At 61.1% G+C, this 12,943-nt stretch carries 13 protein-coding genes; 7 read left to right on the top strand and 6 right to left on the bottom strand.

Annotated elements, in window-relative coordinates; translation table 11 throughout:
- Positions 1–34: 34 nt before the first annotated feature.
- The 3 genes from prpC to NR126_RS16235 form a co-directional block, all read right to left on the bottom strand.
- Positions 35–1,162 carry a 2-methylcitrate synthase gene (gene prpC, locus NR126_RS16245; RefSeq protein ID WP_027618048.1) on the bottom strand — a complete coding sequence of 376 codons (1,128 nt, stop codon included), beginning with the start codon at positions 1,160–1,162 and terminating at the stop codon, positions 35–37.
- Between the two features lie 185 nt (positions 1,163–1,347).
- A complete protein-coding gene (gene prpB / locus NR126_RS16240; protein WP_027618049.1) occupies positions 1,348–2,238 on the bottom strand; it encodes a methylisocitrate lyase in 891 nt (296 codons plus the stop codon).
- The gene (locus tag NR126_RS16235; RefSeq protein WP_177327233.1) at positions 2,235–2,954 is read right to left on the bottom strand and encodes a GntR family transcriptional regulator; all 720 of its coding nucleotides are present in this window, start codon (positions 2,952–2,954) and stop codon (positions 2,235–2,237) included. Before NR126_RS16235 ends, prpB begins: the two co-directional genes overlap by 4 nt.
- A gap of 274 nt (positions 2,955–3,228) precedes the next feature.
- Between NR126_RS16235 and NR126_RS16230 the strand changes: the two genes are divergently transcribed.
- From NR126_RS16230 to pabB, 4 genes are all read left to right on the top strand, one after another.
- Complete coding sequence (locus NR126_RS16230) at positions 3,229–3,765, top strand: ATP-dependent zinc protease (protein WP_027618051.1); 537 nt, start codon at positions 3,229–3,231, stop codon at positions 3,763–3,765.
- Between the two features lie 5 nt (positions 3,766–3,770).
- Positions 3,771–5,303 (top strand): inactive transglutaminase family protein, encoded by a 1,533-nt coding sequence (locus tag NR126_RS16225; protein ID WP_105754493.1) that lies wholly within the window; start codon positions 3,771–3,773, stop codon positions 5,301–5,303.
- Positions 5,303–6,289, top strand: coding sequence for an alpha-L-glutamate ligase-like protein (locus NR126_RS16220; protein ID WP_256830625.1), 987 nt, complete (start codon positions 5,303–5,305; stop codon positions 6,287–6,289). The genes NR126_RS16225 and NR126_RS16220 overlap by 1 nt, the downstream gene beginning before the upstream one ends.
- Positions 6,290–6,475: 186 nt before the next feature.
- Positions 6,476–7,819, top strand: coding sequence for an aminodeoxychorismate synthase component I (pabB, locus tag NR126_RS16215; protein ID WP_256830624.1), 1,344 nt, complete (start codon positions 6,476–6,478; stop codon positions 7,817–7,819).
- A 39-nt stretch (positions 7,820–7,858) separates the two neighbouring features.
- On the opposite strand, the gene thrH is transcribed toward pabB, so the two are convergent.
- Entirely contained in the window at positions 7,859–8,476 is a 618-nt protein-coding gene (gene thrH, locus NR126_RS16210) for a bifunctional phosphoserine phosphatase/homoserine phosphotransferase ThrH (RefSeq protein ID WP_256830623.1), read from the bottom strand.
- A gap of 174 nt (positions 8,477–8,650) precedes the next feature.
- Here thrH and NR126_RS16205 point away from each other — a divergent pair, with 174 nt between their 5' ends.
- Both NR126_RS16205 and NR126_RS16200 read left to right on the top strand, forming a co-directional pair.
- Positions 8,651–9,385 carry a phosphoadenylyl-sulfate reductase gene (locus NR126_RS16205; protein ID WP_027618056.1) on the top strand — a complete coding sequence of 245 codons (735 nt, stop codon included), beginning with the start codon at positions 8,651–8,653 and terminating at the stop codon, positions 9,383–9,385.
- A gap of 145 nt (positions 9,386–9,530) precedes the next feature.
- On the top strand, positions 9,531–10,250 hold the full coding sequence (locus NR126_RS16200) for an aspartate/glutamate racemase family protein (protein ID WP_256830622.1): 720 nt from the start codon (positions 9,531–9,533) through the stop codon (positions 10,248–10,250).
- Positions 10,251–10,259: 9 nt separating this feature from the next.
- Here NR126_RS16200 and NR126_RS16195 read toward each other — a convergent pair whose 3' ends face one another.
- Positions 10,260–11,183 carry a LysR family transcriptional regulator gene (locus NR126_RS16195; RefSeq protein ID WP_256830621.1) on the bottom strand — a complete coding sequence of 308 codons (924 nt, stop codon included), beginning with the start codon at positions 11,181–11,183 and terminating at the stop codon, positions 10,260–10,262.
- A gap of 125 nt (positions 11,184–11,308) precedes the next feature.
- On the opposite strand from NR126_RS16195, the gene NR126_RS16190 reads away from it, so the two are divergent.
- Positions 11,309–12,055, top strand: a complete 747-nt coding sequence (locus NR126_RS16190; protein ID WP_027618059.1) for a 3-oxoacyl-ACP reductase family protein — start codon at positions 11,309–11,311, stop codon at positions 12,053–12,055.
- Between the two features lie 57 nt (positions 12,056–12,112).
- Here NR126_RS16190 and NR126_RS16185 read toward each other — a convergent pair whose 3' ends face one another.
- Positions 12,113–12,805: an HAD-IA family hydrolase gene (locus tag NR126_RS16185; RefSeq protein ID WP_256830620.1), complete on the bottom strand. Its 693-nt coding sequence runs from the start codon at positions 12,803–12,805 to the stop codon at positions 12,113–12,115.
- Positions 12,806–12,943 lie beyond the last annotated feature (138 nt).

Below are 12,943 nucleotides of genomic sequence, written 5' to 3'. Positions count from 1 at the left end.
CGTTGATTCAGATCCCGCTACCGGCCCCCACCATTCAGCGTTGTTCGATTGGCACGAACTTGCGCTGTTCGACGCCGGTGTACTCGGCGCTCGGGCGGATGATGCGGTTGTTGGCACGCTGTTCGAACACATGCGCCGCCCAGCCAGTCAGGCGCGAGCAGACGAAGATTGGCGTGAACAGCTTGGTCGGGATGCCCATGAAGTGGTACGCCGAGGCATGGTAGAAATCGGCGTTGGGGAACAGTTTCTTCTGCTCCCACATGGTCTTGTCGATGGCTTCCGAAACCGGGAACAACACGTTGTCGCCCACTTCGTCAGCGAGTTTTTTCGACCAACCCTTGATCACTTCGTTACGCGGATCGCTGTCTTTGTAGATCGCATGGCCGAAGCCCATGATCTTGTCCTTGCGCTCCAGCATGCCGAGGGTGCCCTTGATCGCCTCTTCAGGCGAATTGAAGCGCTCGATCATTTCCATCGCCGCTTCGTTGGCGCCACCGTGCAGCGGACCGCGCAGCGAGCCGATGGCGGCGGTGATGCAGGAGAACAGGTCGGACAGGGTCGAGGCACAGACGCGCGCGGTGAAGGTCGAGGCGTTGAACTCGTGCTCGGCGTAGAGAATCAGCGAAACGTTCATCACCTTGACGTGCAGCTCGCTCGGCTTCTTGTCGTGCAGCAGGTGCAGGAAGTGCCCGCCGATTGACTCTTCGTCGCTCACGCAGTCGATGCGCTTGCCATCGTGGCTGAAGCGATACCAGTAGGTCATGATCGCCGGGAATGCGGCCAGCAGGCGGTCGGTCTTGTCGTGCTGCTCGGAGAAATCGTTCTCCGCTTCCAGGTTGCCGAGGAACGAGCAACCGGTGCGCATCACATCCATCGGATGGGCGTCGGCCGGAATGCGCTCCAGCACTTCCTTCAGCGCTTGCGGCAGGTCGCGCAGCTTGCTCAGCTTGGTCACGTAGGCAGCCAGTTGCGCCTTGCTCGGCAATTCGCCGTAGAGCAACAGGTAGGCCACTTCTTCGAAGCGCGCCTCGGCCGCCAGTTCGCGCACGTCATAACCGCGATACGTCAGGCCTGCGCCTTCCTGGCCAACGGTGGACAGTGCAGTTTGTCCGGCCACCTGGCCACGGAGCCCGGCGCCACTCAGTACTTTTGCTTCGGCCATTGCTGTCTCCAGTTTTCTTGAATTTGTTAGGGAATCGGCAAATACATTGATCGGGATTCACACCCGACCTTGTAGGAGCGAGCCTGCTCGCGATGCAGGTCCCGACACCACGGTGTGTCAGGGGGCCCGCGTTATCGTTGACGCCCATCGCGAGCGGGCTCGCTCCTACAGGTACAGGGGGTTCATCATTTTTTCGCGGCGAACAACGCATCGAGCTTCTGCTCGAAGGTGTGGTAGTCGATGCGATCGTAGAGCTCCATGCGAGTCTGCATGGTGTCGATGACATTTTGCTGGGTGCCATCGCGGCGGATTGCGGTGTAGACGTTTTCCGCGGCCTTGTTCATGGCGCGGAACGCCGACAGCGGGTACAGCACCAGCGACACATCGGCGGCCTTGAGCTGCTCGGTGGTGTACAGCGGGGTGGCGCCGAATTCGGTGATGTTGGCCAGGATCGGCGCTTTCACACGGCTGGCGAACAGCTTGTACATTTCCAGCTCAGTAATGGCTTCCGGGAACACCATGTCGGCACCGGCTTCGATGCACGCGGCGGCGCGATCCAGCGCCGACTCCAGGCCTTCAACGGCCAGGGCGTCGGTACGGGCCATGATCACGAAGCTGTCATCGGTACGGGCATCGACGGCGGCCTTGATGCGATCGACCATTTCCTGCTGAGTGACGATTTCCTTGTTCGGGCGGTGACCGCAACGCTTGGCGCCAACCTGGTCTTCGATGTGAATCGCCGCAGCGCCGAACTTGATCATCGACTTCACGGTACGGGCCACGTTGAAGGCCGAGGAACCGAAACCGGTGTCGACATCGACCAGCAGTGGCAGGTCGCAGACGTCGGTGATGCGGCGGACGTCGGTCAGCACGTCATCCAGGCCGGTGATGCCCAGGTCCGGCACGCCGAGGGAGCCGGCAGCGACGCCGCCACCCGACAGATAAATAGCTTTGAAACCGGCGCGCTTGGCCAGCAGCGCATGGTTGGCGTTGATTGCGCCGACCACTTGCAACGGTTGCTCGCTGGCAACCGCATCACGGAAACGCTGGCCTGGTGTGCTCTTGTTGGAACTCATGACTCACCTCGTGGAGTGACTGTCTGATGGGCGCCGTCCTGATAGTGACGGGCGATGTTGCGTTTCGAGGCGCCGATGTGACGGCGCATCAGTAACTCGGCCAGCTCACCGTCACGGTCGGCGATGGCATCGAGAATTCGGTGGTGCTCAGCGAACGCCTGGCGCGGCCGATTGGGCGTGGCGGAAAACTTCATGCGATACATACGCACCAATTGATACAGCTCGCCGCAGAGCATTTGGGTCAGCGTGCGGTTGCCGCTGCCCTGGATGATTCGGTAGTGGAAGTCGAAATCGCCTTCCTGCTGGTAGTAGCCGACACCGGCCTGGAACGCGGCATCACGCTCGTGGGTTTCCAGCACCTGGCGCAGCTCGTCGATTTCTTCATTGCTCATGCGCTCGGCGGCCAAACGACAGGCCATGCCTTCGAGGGACTCGCGAATTTCGTAGAGCTCAATCAGCTCGGCGTGGTTCAGCGATACCACACGGGCGCCGACATGGGGCACGCGCACCAGCAGGCGCTGACCTTCGAGACGGTGTATCGCCTCGCGCAGCGGGCCGCGACTGATGCCGTAGGTGCGCGCCAGCTCCGGCTCGGAGATTTTGCTACCCGGGGCGATGTCGCCTTTGACGATGGCTGCCTGAATACGCCGGAAGACGTTTTCAGAGAGGGTCTCCGAATCGTCAGGGGTAATCACCGGGGGATCGAGTTGATCCAGCATATTGTCGACACCTTGTAAGTCAATGAGGCAAAAACTAACCAATATCCTCATCGCAGTCAAAGGAAATAGTGAGATTGTCGACAATCGTCTAATAAACGTTTTTGCTAAAGCAAAATCAAAGGACCGCCTCGGCGCTGGCACCAGAAAAACAGCGTGTTAGAATGCCGCCCGCATTTGCCTGTCATCTTCGCGTGATAGGCATACGAGGGCGCTTGTGCAGTTAATGCCAGTCTCCTTGAACTGAAGAATGGACAGCAACGCGCCAGGATTTATGAGACTCAAGCACCTCCCTTCATTACTTTGCCTTCTCTGCCTGCCAGGCCTCGGTCATGCAGGCGAAAAAACCGTGTACGGCCTCAACGAGTACGCCCAACTGTCAGGCATCGACCTGGAAGTCGCGGCCAAGCTCGACACCGGGGCAAAAACCGCCTCCCTCAGTGCCCGCGACATCAAGCGCTTCAAACGCAACGGTGAGTCCTGGGTGCGTTTCTACCTGGCCATCGACGCCGCACATTCGCACCCGATCGAGCGTCCATTGGCGCGGGTCAGCAAAATCAAACGACGTGCCGGCGACTACGATCCCGAGGAAGGCAAGAAGTACACCGCGCGCCCGGTCATCGAACTGGATATCTGCATGGGCACCGCCTTGCGCAGCATAGAAGTGAACTTGACCGACCGAAGTGCATTCCAATACCCGCTCCTGATCGGCTCCGAAGCGCTGAAACGCTTCGATGCACTGGTCGACCCAAGCCTTAAATACGCTGCCGGCAAGCCTGCCTGCGCTACCGCCGCTCACACCGCAGAGTAATACCCATGCGCTCTCTTACCCTCCACCTGAAAGTCCTCATCGCCATCCTGGTGGTCCTGGGCATTTCAGTTACGGCCTACCAGATTTTCGTGCTGGGCATTCCGGTGACCGAAGACGCCACCGACGACCTGTGGAACATCGACGCCAAGGTCGAGTTCGTCGCCAGCGCCAAGGATCCGGTGAAGATCCAGATGTTCGTGCCGCCGCTGAGCCGCGACTACGTGAGCCTCAATGAGAGCTTCATCTCCAACAACTATGGGGTTGCGGTGAACCGTGTCGACGGCAACCGCAAGGTCACCTGGTCTGCTCGTCGCGCCAAGGGCAACCAGACCCTGTACTACCGCCTGGTGCTGACCAAGCGCTACACCGGGGAAAAACCCAAGGTCAAAGGCCCGACTTTCCGCGACAGCATTGCCATCGAAGGCCCGGAAAAAATCGCCGCCGAAGCCCTGCTCGCGCCGATTCGCCAGCACTCGGCGGACGTCGAGACCTTCATCAGCGAAGCGATCAAGCGGGTCAACAACAGCAACGACGACAACGCCAAGATGCTCCTGGCGGGCGACCCGACGCCGGCGCACAAGGCCAAGATCGTCGAACTGCTGCTGTCGATCGCCCACGTTCCGGTGGAAAAGGTCCACACCATTCGCCTGGTGGCCGACCAGCCGCAGTCACCTGAACTGTGGCTGCGCAGCTTCAACGGCACCGACTGGCTGTACTTCAATCCGGAAACCGGCGAGCAGGGCCTGCCCAGCGATCGCCTGCTGTGGTGGACCGGCGATGACAACCTGATCACCGTCGACGGCGGCAAGAAAGCCACCGTGACCTTCAGCATGAACAACAGCGAAATGAACGCCATTCGCCTGGCCAAGCTGACCGACGAAAATACTGACGCCAACTTCCTCGAATACTCGCTGTACGGCCTGCCGCTGCAGACCCAGCAGACCTTCATGATCATGGTGATGATCCCGATCGGCGTGCTGGTGATCCTGATCCTGCGCAACCTGATCGGCCTGCAGACCCTCGGCACTTTCACCCCGGTACTGATCGCCCTGGCCTTCCGCGAGACCCAACTGGGCTTCGGCATCGTGCTGTTTACCGTGATCACCGCGCTCGGCCTGTCGCTGCGCTCGTACCTTGAGCACCTCAAGCTGCAGATGCTGCCGCGACTGTCGGTGGTGCTGACCTTCGTCGTGGTGCTGATCGCCGCCATCAGTCTGTTCAGCCACAAGCTGGGCCTGGAACGCGGCCTGTCGGTGGCGCTGTTCCCGATGGTGATCCTGACCATGACCATCGAACGCCTGTCGATCACCTGGGAAGAACGCGGTGGCGGACATGCGATGAAAGTGGCCATCGGCACGCTGTTCGCCGCGTCCCTGGCGCACCTGATCATGAGCGTGCCGGAACTGGTGTATTTCGTATTCACCTTCCCGGCGATCCTGCTGATCCTGGTGGGCTTCATGCTGGCCATGGGTCGTTATCGCGGCTACCGCCTGACCGAACTGGTGCGTTTCAAAGCCTTCCTCAAGGCTGATTCGTAATGTTCGGTTTCTGGAAGACCTGGAAGGCCCTGGAAGCGCGGGGCATCATGGGCATCAACCGGCGTAACGCCGACTACGTGCTCAAGTACAACAAGCGCAGCCTGTACCCGATCGTCGATGACAAGATCATCACCAAGGAACGGGCGATCAAGGCCGGCATCCATGTGCCGCAAATGTACGGGGTGATCTCCACCGAGAAGGAAATCGACAAGCTCGGCGAGATTATCGACGGCCACAGCGACTTCGTGATCAAGCCGGCACAGGGGGCCGGCGGTGACGGCATCCTGGTCATCGCCGATCGCTTCGAGGGCCGTTACCGCACGGTGTCGGGGAAGATCATCAGCCACGAGGAAATCGAGCATCAGATCTCCAGCATCCTCACCGGCCTATATTCCCTGGGTGGGCACCGCGACCGTGCGCTGATTGAATACCGGGTGATCCCCGACCAGATCTTCAAGAGCATCAGCTATGAAGGTGTACCGGACATCCGCATCATCGTCCTCATGGGCTACCCGGTGATGGCCATGCTGCGCCTGCCGACCCGGCAGTCTGGCGGCAAGGCCAACCTGCACCAGGGCGCGATTGGCGTCGGCGTCGACCTGGCCACCGGCCTGACCCTGCGCGGTACCTGGCTGAACAACATCATCAACAAACACCCGGACACCACCAACGCCGTCGACGGCGTACAACTGCCCTACTGGGACGGCTTCATGAAACTCGCCGCCGGCTGCTATGAGCTGTGCGGCCTGGGTTACATCGGCGTCGACATGGTCCTCGACCAGGAAAAAGGCCCGCTGATTCTTGAGCTGAATGCGCGGCCGGGGCTGAACATCCAGATCGCCAACGACTGCGGGCTGACGTTGCGCACCCATGCAGTCGAAGCCCGCCTGGAAGAACTGAAGGCACGCGGTGTGACGGAGAGCGTCGAAGAGCGCGTGGCGTTTGTTCAGGAAATGTTTGGGCATATTCCGCCGGTTGAGGGTTGATCCAGATTTTTTCGCGAGCAGGCCCGCTCCTGTAGGAGCGGGCCTGTCGAATTGTCGCACCGTCGCGAAGCCCCTCTGACAAACACCTAAACCCTCAACCTGCCAATTCCCGACATCTCCTCTAGAGGCATTTCCTACAGAGGAATACAATCGCCACCCCGCCTCAATGGCTGATCTACCCCGCTCATGCAGACTTGCTCCGTATACCCCCTGCCCTATCGCTCCAATCCCGCCGACTATTTTGCGGCGATCCGCCATGCCCCCGGCAGCGTGCTCCTCGACAGCGGACGGCCGAGCGCCGAGCGCGGCCGCTACGACCTGCTCAGCGCCTGGCCATTGGCGACCCTGGCGGTAGCGCCAGAGGAAAGCGGTGCGACGTTTCTGCAACGCCTGCGCGACACCCTCGGCCAACTGGGCAACGCTTTGCTGCCGAGCGGCCTTGAATTGCCATTCGCCGGTGGCTTGATCGGCTACCTCAGCTACGACTTCGGCCGTCACCTGGAAGCCCTGCCCGCCCAGGCCCATGACGACCTGCAACTGCCCGACGCACGTTTCGGCCTGTATCCCTGGGCACTGATCAGCGATCACCAGGCGTGCAGCAGCCAACTGGTGTTTCACCCACAGTTGGTGGACAGCGAACGCCAGCGCCTGATCGACCTGTTCAGCCAACCAACCCTGGCCATCGACTCGAGCTTTCACCTCAAGGGCGTGATGCAGGGCGACTTGAGCGCCAGCGAATACCGGCAGGCCTTCGAGCAAATCCAGCAGTACATCCAGGCCGGCGACTGTTATCAGGTCAACTTTGCCCAACGCTTCCGCGCCCAGTGCCAGGGCGATGCCTGGGCCGCCTATTGCGCCTTGCGCGCAGCGTGCCCGACGCCATTCTCGGGCTTCCAGAGCCTGCCCGGCGGCGATGCGATTCTCAGTCTGTCACCGGAACGCTTCGTCAAAGTCACTGCCGGTCATGTCGAAACCCGACCGATCAAAGGCACCCGCCCACGCGGGGCAAACGCCAGCGAAGATGCGGCCAACGCCGCCGAACTGCTGGCCAGCCCCAAGGATCGGGCGGAAAACCTGATGATCGTCGACCTGCTGCGTAACGACCTTGGCCGCACCTGCCGTATCGGCTCGGTGCGGGTGCCGGAGCTGTTCAGCCTGGAAAGCTATCCCAACGTTCACCACCTGGTGAGCAGCGTCACTGGCGAACTGGCCGCCGATAAGGATGCCCTCGACCTGATCGGCGGAAGCTTTCCCGGCGGCTCGATCACTGGCGCACCGAAGATACGGGCGATGCAGATCATCGACGAGCTGGAGCCTACCCGCCGTGGCTTGTATTGCGGCTCGCTGTTGTATCTGGACGTGCGCGGGGAAATGGACAGTTCGATCGCCATCCGCAGCTTGTTGGTCAAGGACGGTCAGGTGTGCTGCTGGGGCGGCGGCGGGATCGTGGCCGACTCGGATTGGCAGGCGGAATACCAGGAATCGATCACCAAGGTCAAAGTGCTGCTGGACACCTTGCAGGGGCTATGAGGCTGACCGGCCGGGGGAGCGCACTCCCCCGCCAGTTACTTACAAGCTCAACTCACGATTCGACGCTTTGAGGAACTCTTGCTTGAGATCGTCGAAGCTGTGCACCGCAGGGAATTGCGGGAATTCCCGAATCACGTTGTCCGGCGCATGGAACAGAATCCCGGCATCCGCCTCACCAAGCATGGTGGTGTCGTTGTACGAATCACCCGCCGCAATCACCCGGTAGTACAGGCCCTTGAAGGCCAGTACCGACTGACGCTTGGGATCTTTCTGACGCAGTTGATAGCCCGTGACGCGCCCGGTTTCGTCAGTGATCAGACGATGGCAGAGCAAGGTCGGGAAGCCCAGTTGGCGCATCAGCGGCTGGGAAAATTCGTAGAAGGTGTCGGACAGAATCACCACCTGGAAGCGCTCGCGCAGCCAGTTGACGAACTCGATGGCGCCGTCCAGCGGCTTCAGGGTGCCAATCACTTCCTGGATGTCGGCCAGTTTCAGGCCGTGTTCATCGAGAATCCGCAAGCGCTGCTGCATCAGCACGTCGTAGTCGGGAATATCCCGGGTGGTTGCCCTGAGGGATTCAATCCCGGTTTTTTCGGCGAAGGCGATCCAGATTTCCGGAACCAGGACACCTTCCAGATCGAGACAGGCAATTTCCACAACACACTCCCATTTGTACTGATTATTGAGTTGAGCGAGCAAAAGGACTGCCGAACTCTAGCGAGTCGCAACCGGCGGCGCAACGCAGACGAGCGCGCCAGGCGCCCCGGGTTTTTGTTACCATCGCCAACATATAGAGCGCTTAGCGCCACCGACCTGTAGGAAACCGCCCTGATGAGCCCATCGTTCGACGTCGCCGAACTCGCCGCGACCTATGCCAACAAATCCGCCCAGGACATTCTCAAGCTGGCGTTCGCCGAATTCGGCGACGAGCTGTGGATCTCGTTCAGCGGCGCCGAAGACGTGGTGCTGGTGGACATGGCCTGGAAGCTGAACAAGAACGTCAAGGTGTTCAGCCTGGATACCGGGCGCCTGCACCCGGAAACCTACCGTTTCATCGATCAGGTGCGCGAGCACTACAACATCCAGATCGAACTGGTCTCGCCGGATCACAGCAAGCTCGAGCCGTTCGTCAAGGAAAAAGGCCTGTTCAGTTTCTACAAGGACGGTCACGGCGAGTGCTGCGGCATCCGCAAGATCGAACCGCTGCGCCGCAAGCTGTCCACCGTGCGCGCCTGGGCCACTGGCCAGCGCCGCGACCAGAGCCCGGGCACCCGCAGCCAGGTGGCGGTGATGGAGATCGACAGCGCGTTCTCCACCCCTGAGCGCACCCTGTACAAGTTCAACCCCCTGGCACAAATGACCAGCGAAGAGATCTGGGGCTACATCCGCATGCTGGAATTGCCCTACAACAGCTTGCACGAGCGCGGCTTCATCAGCATCGGCTGCGAACCCTGCACCCGTCCGGTACTGCCAAACCAGCACGAGCGCGAAGGTCGCTGGTGGTGGGAAGAAGCCACGCAGAAAGAGTGTGGTTTGCACGCGGGCAATATCATCAAGAAAGCCTGATTCCCCTCTCCCCCGTAGGAGCCAGCTCCTACGGGGTGCAATTTGCCCGCCCCATATATTGCATGCAATTTTTGTATGCAATCATCTCGAATCACGGTACAACTGCCATTCCCGCACCCACAACAGAACGTTGCAAGGACGGTCCATGCGCATACTCGTGGTCAACGTCAACACCTGCGAATCCATCACCCAGGCCATCACTCGCCAGGCGCAAAGCGTGGCAGCGCTCGGCACCGAAATCATCGGCCTGACCCCGCACTTCGGTGCCGAGTCGATCGAAGGCAACTTCGAAAGCTATCTGGCAGCCGTCGCTGTGATGCAGCGGGTCATGGCCTATGACCAGCCGTTCGATGCAGTGATCCAGGCCGGCTATGGTGAACACGGTCGCGAGGGTTTGCAGGAGTTGCTTGAGGTGCCCGTGGTCGATATCACCGATGCTGCCGCCAGTACCGCGATGTTCCTGGGGCACGCCTACTCGGTGGTCACTAGCCTCGACCGCACGGTGCCGTTAATCGAAGATCGCCTGAGACTGTCCGGGCTCTGGCAACGCTGTGCCTCGGTGCGTGCCAGTGGGCTGGCAGTACTGGAACTCGAGCAAGATCCCGAGCGCGCCCTGCAGGCCATCCTGCAGCAGGCCGAAATCGCTGTGCGCGAGGACAAGGCCGAAGTCATTTGCCTCGGCTGCGGCGGCATGGCCGGGCTGGCGGAGCAGATTCGCCAGCGCAGCGGCGTGCCGGTGGTGGACGGGGTGACGGCGGCGGTGACTTTGGCCGAATCGCTGGTTCGCCTCGGCCTGTCGACCTCCAAGGTACGCACCTATGCCGCCCCGCGGGCGAAAGCCATCGTCGGCTGGCCCGCCCGCTGAAATCGAGGCTCAGAGCGCACTGAAACGCCGCGCCATGCCCTGTTCGGTAAATTGCTCGATAACAAAATCGACGAACGCTCGGGTCTTGCCCGGCAACAGTTTGTGCTCGGCGTAATAGATCGAGATATTTCCATCATCGACATACCAGTCCGGTAACACTCGCTGCAGGGTTCCCGCCTGCAAATACCCCAGCGCGAACGGCATGCTTACCAAAGCGATGCCCAGGCCCTGGGCCGCCGTGGCGCAAGCCGCCTCCGAATCGCTCATGGTCATCCGCGCCCGCAGGCTCAGCGGACTGTGCCGCTGATCACGACTCGTCAGCTGCCAGGAACGCACACGCCCGGTCTGCGGCGAACGAATCAAGATGCCGTCATGCAGTTTCAGATCATCCGGCTCGAGCACCGCAGGATTGCGCGCCAGGTACTCGGCGGATGCCACCAGCACCCGATGCGCCGGCGTCAGCTTGCGCGCCACCACGCCCTGGGGCAGCTCGAAACCGCCGCCGATGGCCGCATCGAAACCCTGCCCGATCAAGTCGACCTGACGGTTATCGAAGTGCCAGTCAGGGTTGATCGCCGGAAAACGCCGCAGAAACTCGCCGAGCAACGGCACGATGTACAGGCGCCCGAACACTGTCCCCATGCTGACCTTGAGTGTGCCGGCCGGTCGCCCCTCGGCGCTGGCCAGGTTGGCCACCGCGTTCTGGATGGTGTGCAGGCTGACGCTGACCTCACTCAAAAACAGCTGTCCGGCCTCGGTCAGTGTCAGGCTGCGGGTGCTGCGCTGGAACAGCCGCACACCGAGGCGCACCTCCAGTTTGGCGACACTCTTGCCCACCGCCGCCGGCGTCAGACTCAAGCGCCGCGCCGCCTCGGCGAAGCTGCCGACTTCGGCGCTGCGGACGAAGCATTCGATACTGCTGAAGGTTTCCATGGCCGCCACTATCAACTTCTGGTTTACACAGACTATCGCAATTACCGTCTACACAGCAGGTAATCGGAAATCGATACTAGGCTCCATCAACCGCGGCATCTCGCCTCGGGACTTTGGAGATCAACATGACCACTCACACCCTCAGCGGCAAAGTAGCGCTGATCCAGGGCGGCTCCCGCGGCATCGGTGCAGCCATCGTCCAACGCCTGGCCGCTGAAGGCGCCGCCGTGGCCTTCACCTATGTCAGCTCCGCCGCCAAGGCCGAAGCACTGCGTGACAGCATCACCGCCAATGGTGGCAAGGCCCTGGCGATCAAGGCCGACAGCGCCGACGCAGAGGCCATCCGCAGCGCGGTCAACGCCACGGTGCAGACTTTTGGCCAGTTGGACATTCTGGTCAACAACGCCGGCGTACTGGCAGTCGCACCGCTGGAAGATTTCAAACTGGAAGACTTCGACCAGACTCTGGCGATCAATGTGCGCAGCGTGTTCATCGCCACCCAGGAAGCCGCCCGCCACATGACTGAAGGCGGTCGCATCATCAACATCGGCAGCACCAACGCCGACCGCATGCCCTTCGCCGGTGGCGGCCCCTATGCCATGAGCAAGGCGGCGCTGGTCGGCCTGACCAAGGGCCTGGCGCGCGACCTTGGTCCACGGGGCATCACCATCAATAATGTGCAACCCGGCCCGGTCGACACCGACATGAACCCGGCCCACGGTGACTTTGCCGAGAGTCTGATCCCGCTGATGGCTGTGGGTCGCTACGGCACTGCCGAGGAAATAGCCAGCTTTGTCGCCTACCTGGTGGGCCCGCAAGCGGGTTACATCACCGGCGCGAGCCTGACCATCGATGGTGGTTTCGGCGCCTGACGCCAGACCAGCAAAACCAACGCCGGGAAACCCTGATCAGGTTACCCGGCGTTTTGTTCAGACCGTCTCGAACACCGGCAAGCCATAGGCCTGCAGCGGGAAGGCATCGAGACTGCGCAGAATGCGATCGGCATGAGCATACTTTTCATCGGCCATGGCCGCGTCCGGCACCGCAATGGCGGTCATGCCTGCCGCCTTGGCCGCGGTCACGCCGAACGGCGAATCCTCGAACACCAGGCAATCGGCGGGCGCCACGCCCAGGCGTCGCGCGGCGGTGAGGAAGATATCCGGTGCCGGCTTGGCCGCGCCCACCTCTGGGTCATCCGCTGTGACAATGGTGTCGAACAGGGCAAACCAATCACCATGCCGGGTGGCTTTCTGGGCGAATGAACCGCTCGAGGAACTGGTGCCAATGGCGATCGGAATCCGCCAGGCCTTCAAGTGCTCAACCAACTCGCGCGCGCCCGGCATTGCCGGGGCGTGGGGGAATCGCTCCTGCAGCAACGGCTCGCGAATCCGCAGGAACTCCTCGGCGCTGATCGGCAAGTCCAATGCCTGCACCACGTAACCCGCCAGGTCCAGAGCACCGCGACCAATGATGTTCTGCTTGATGGTCCAGTCGAAATGGCGGCCATAGCGCTGCGCAATGATCTGCGTAACCTCGGTGTAAATCCCCTCGGTATCGAGTAACAGACCATCCATATCGAAAATAACGGCCTTGATCGGGGCCAGCTTCAACGGTGCATTCATCGCATCTGATCCGTTATCAACACAACATTCCGGGAACGGCTCAGGTAAAGCCATGACCCAATCCACCTCGCAGCCTGGCGCGATGAAAGGGTTCAGCAGCATAGCGAGACAGGTTTACATGGAGCAACCATTTGCCAG

The organism is Pseudomonas sp. Pse1 (genome assembly GCF_024519635.1).
GTDB lineage: Bacteria > Pseudomonadota > Gammaproteobacteria > Pseudomonadales > Pseudomonadaceae > Aquipseudomonas.
This window is presented reverse-complemented; position numbering and strand designations above follow the sequence as displayed.

What these genes read in the sequence shown, in the direction of transcription:
- NR126_RS16230 (WP_027618051.1), top strand. Translation starts at nt 3,229, where the DNA reads ATGAGACTCAAGCACCTCCCTTCATTACTTTGCCTTCTCTGCCTGCCA.
- NR126_RS16220 (WP_256830625.1), top strand. Translation starts at nt 5,303, where the DNA reads ATGTTCGGTTTCTGGAAGACCTGGAAGGCCCTGGAAGCGCGGGGCATC.
- NR126_RS16225 (WP_105754493.1), top strand. Translation starts at nt 3,771, where the DNA reads ATGCGCTCTCTTACCCTCCACCTGAAAGTCCTCATCGCCATCCTGGTG.
- prpC (WP_027618048.1), bottom strand. Translation starts at nt 1,162, where the DNA reads ATGGCCGAAGCAAAAGTACTGAGTGGCGCCGGGCTCCGTGGCCAGGTG.
- NR126_RS16205 (WP_027618056.1), top strand. Translation starts at nt 8,651, where the DNA reads ATGAGCCCATCGTTCGACGTCGCCGAACTCGCCGCGACCTATGCCAAC.
- NR126_RS16200 (WP_256830622.1), top strand. Translation starts at nt 9,531, where the DNA reads ATGCGCATACTCGTGGTCAACGTCAACACCTGCGAATCCATCACCCAG.
- NR126_RS16190 (WP_027618059.1), top strand. Translation starts at nt 11,309, where the DNA reads ATGACCACTCACACCCTCAGCGGCAAAGTAGCGCTGATCCAGGGCGGC.
- NR126_RS16195 (WP_256830621.1), bottom strand. Translation starts at nt 11,183, where the DNA reads ATGGAAACCTTCAGCAGTATCGAATGCTTCGTCCGCAGCGCCGAAGTC.
- NR126_RS16185 (WP_256830620.1), bottom strand. Translation starts at nt 12,805, where the DNA reads ATGAATGCACCGTTGAAGCTGGCCCCGATCAAGGCCGTTATTTTCGAT.
- prpB (WP_027618049.1), bottom strand. Translation starts at nt 2,238, where the DNA reads ATGAGTTCCAACAAGAGCACACCAGGCCAGCGTTTCCGTGATGCGGTT.
- pabB (WP_256830624.1), top strand. Translation starts at nt 6,476, where the DNA reads ATGCAGACTTGCTCCGTATACCCCCTGCCCTATCGCTCCAATCCCGCC.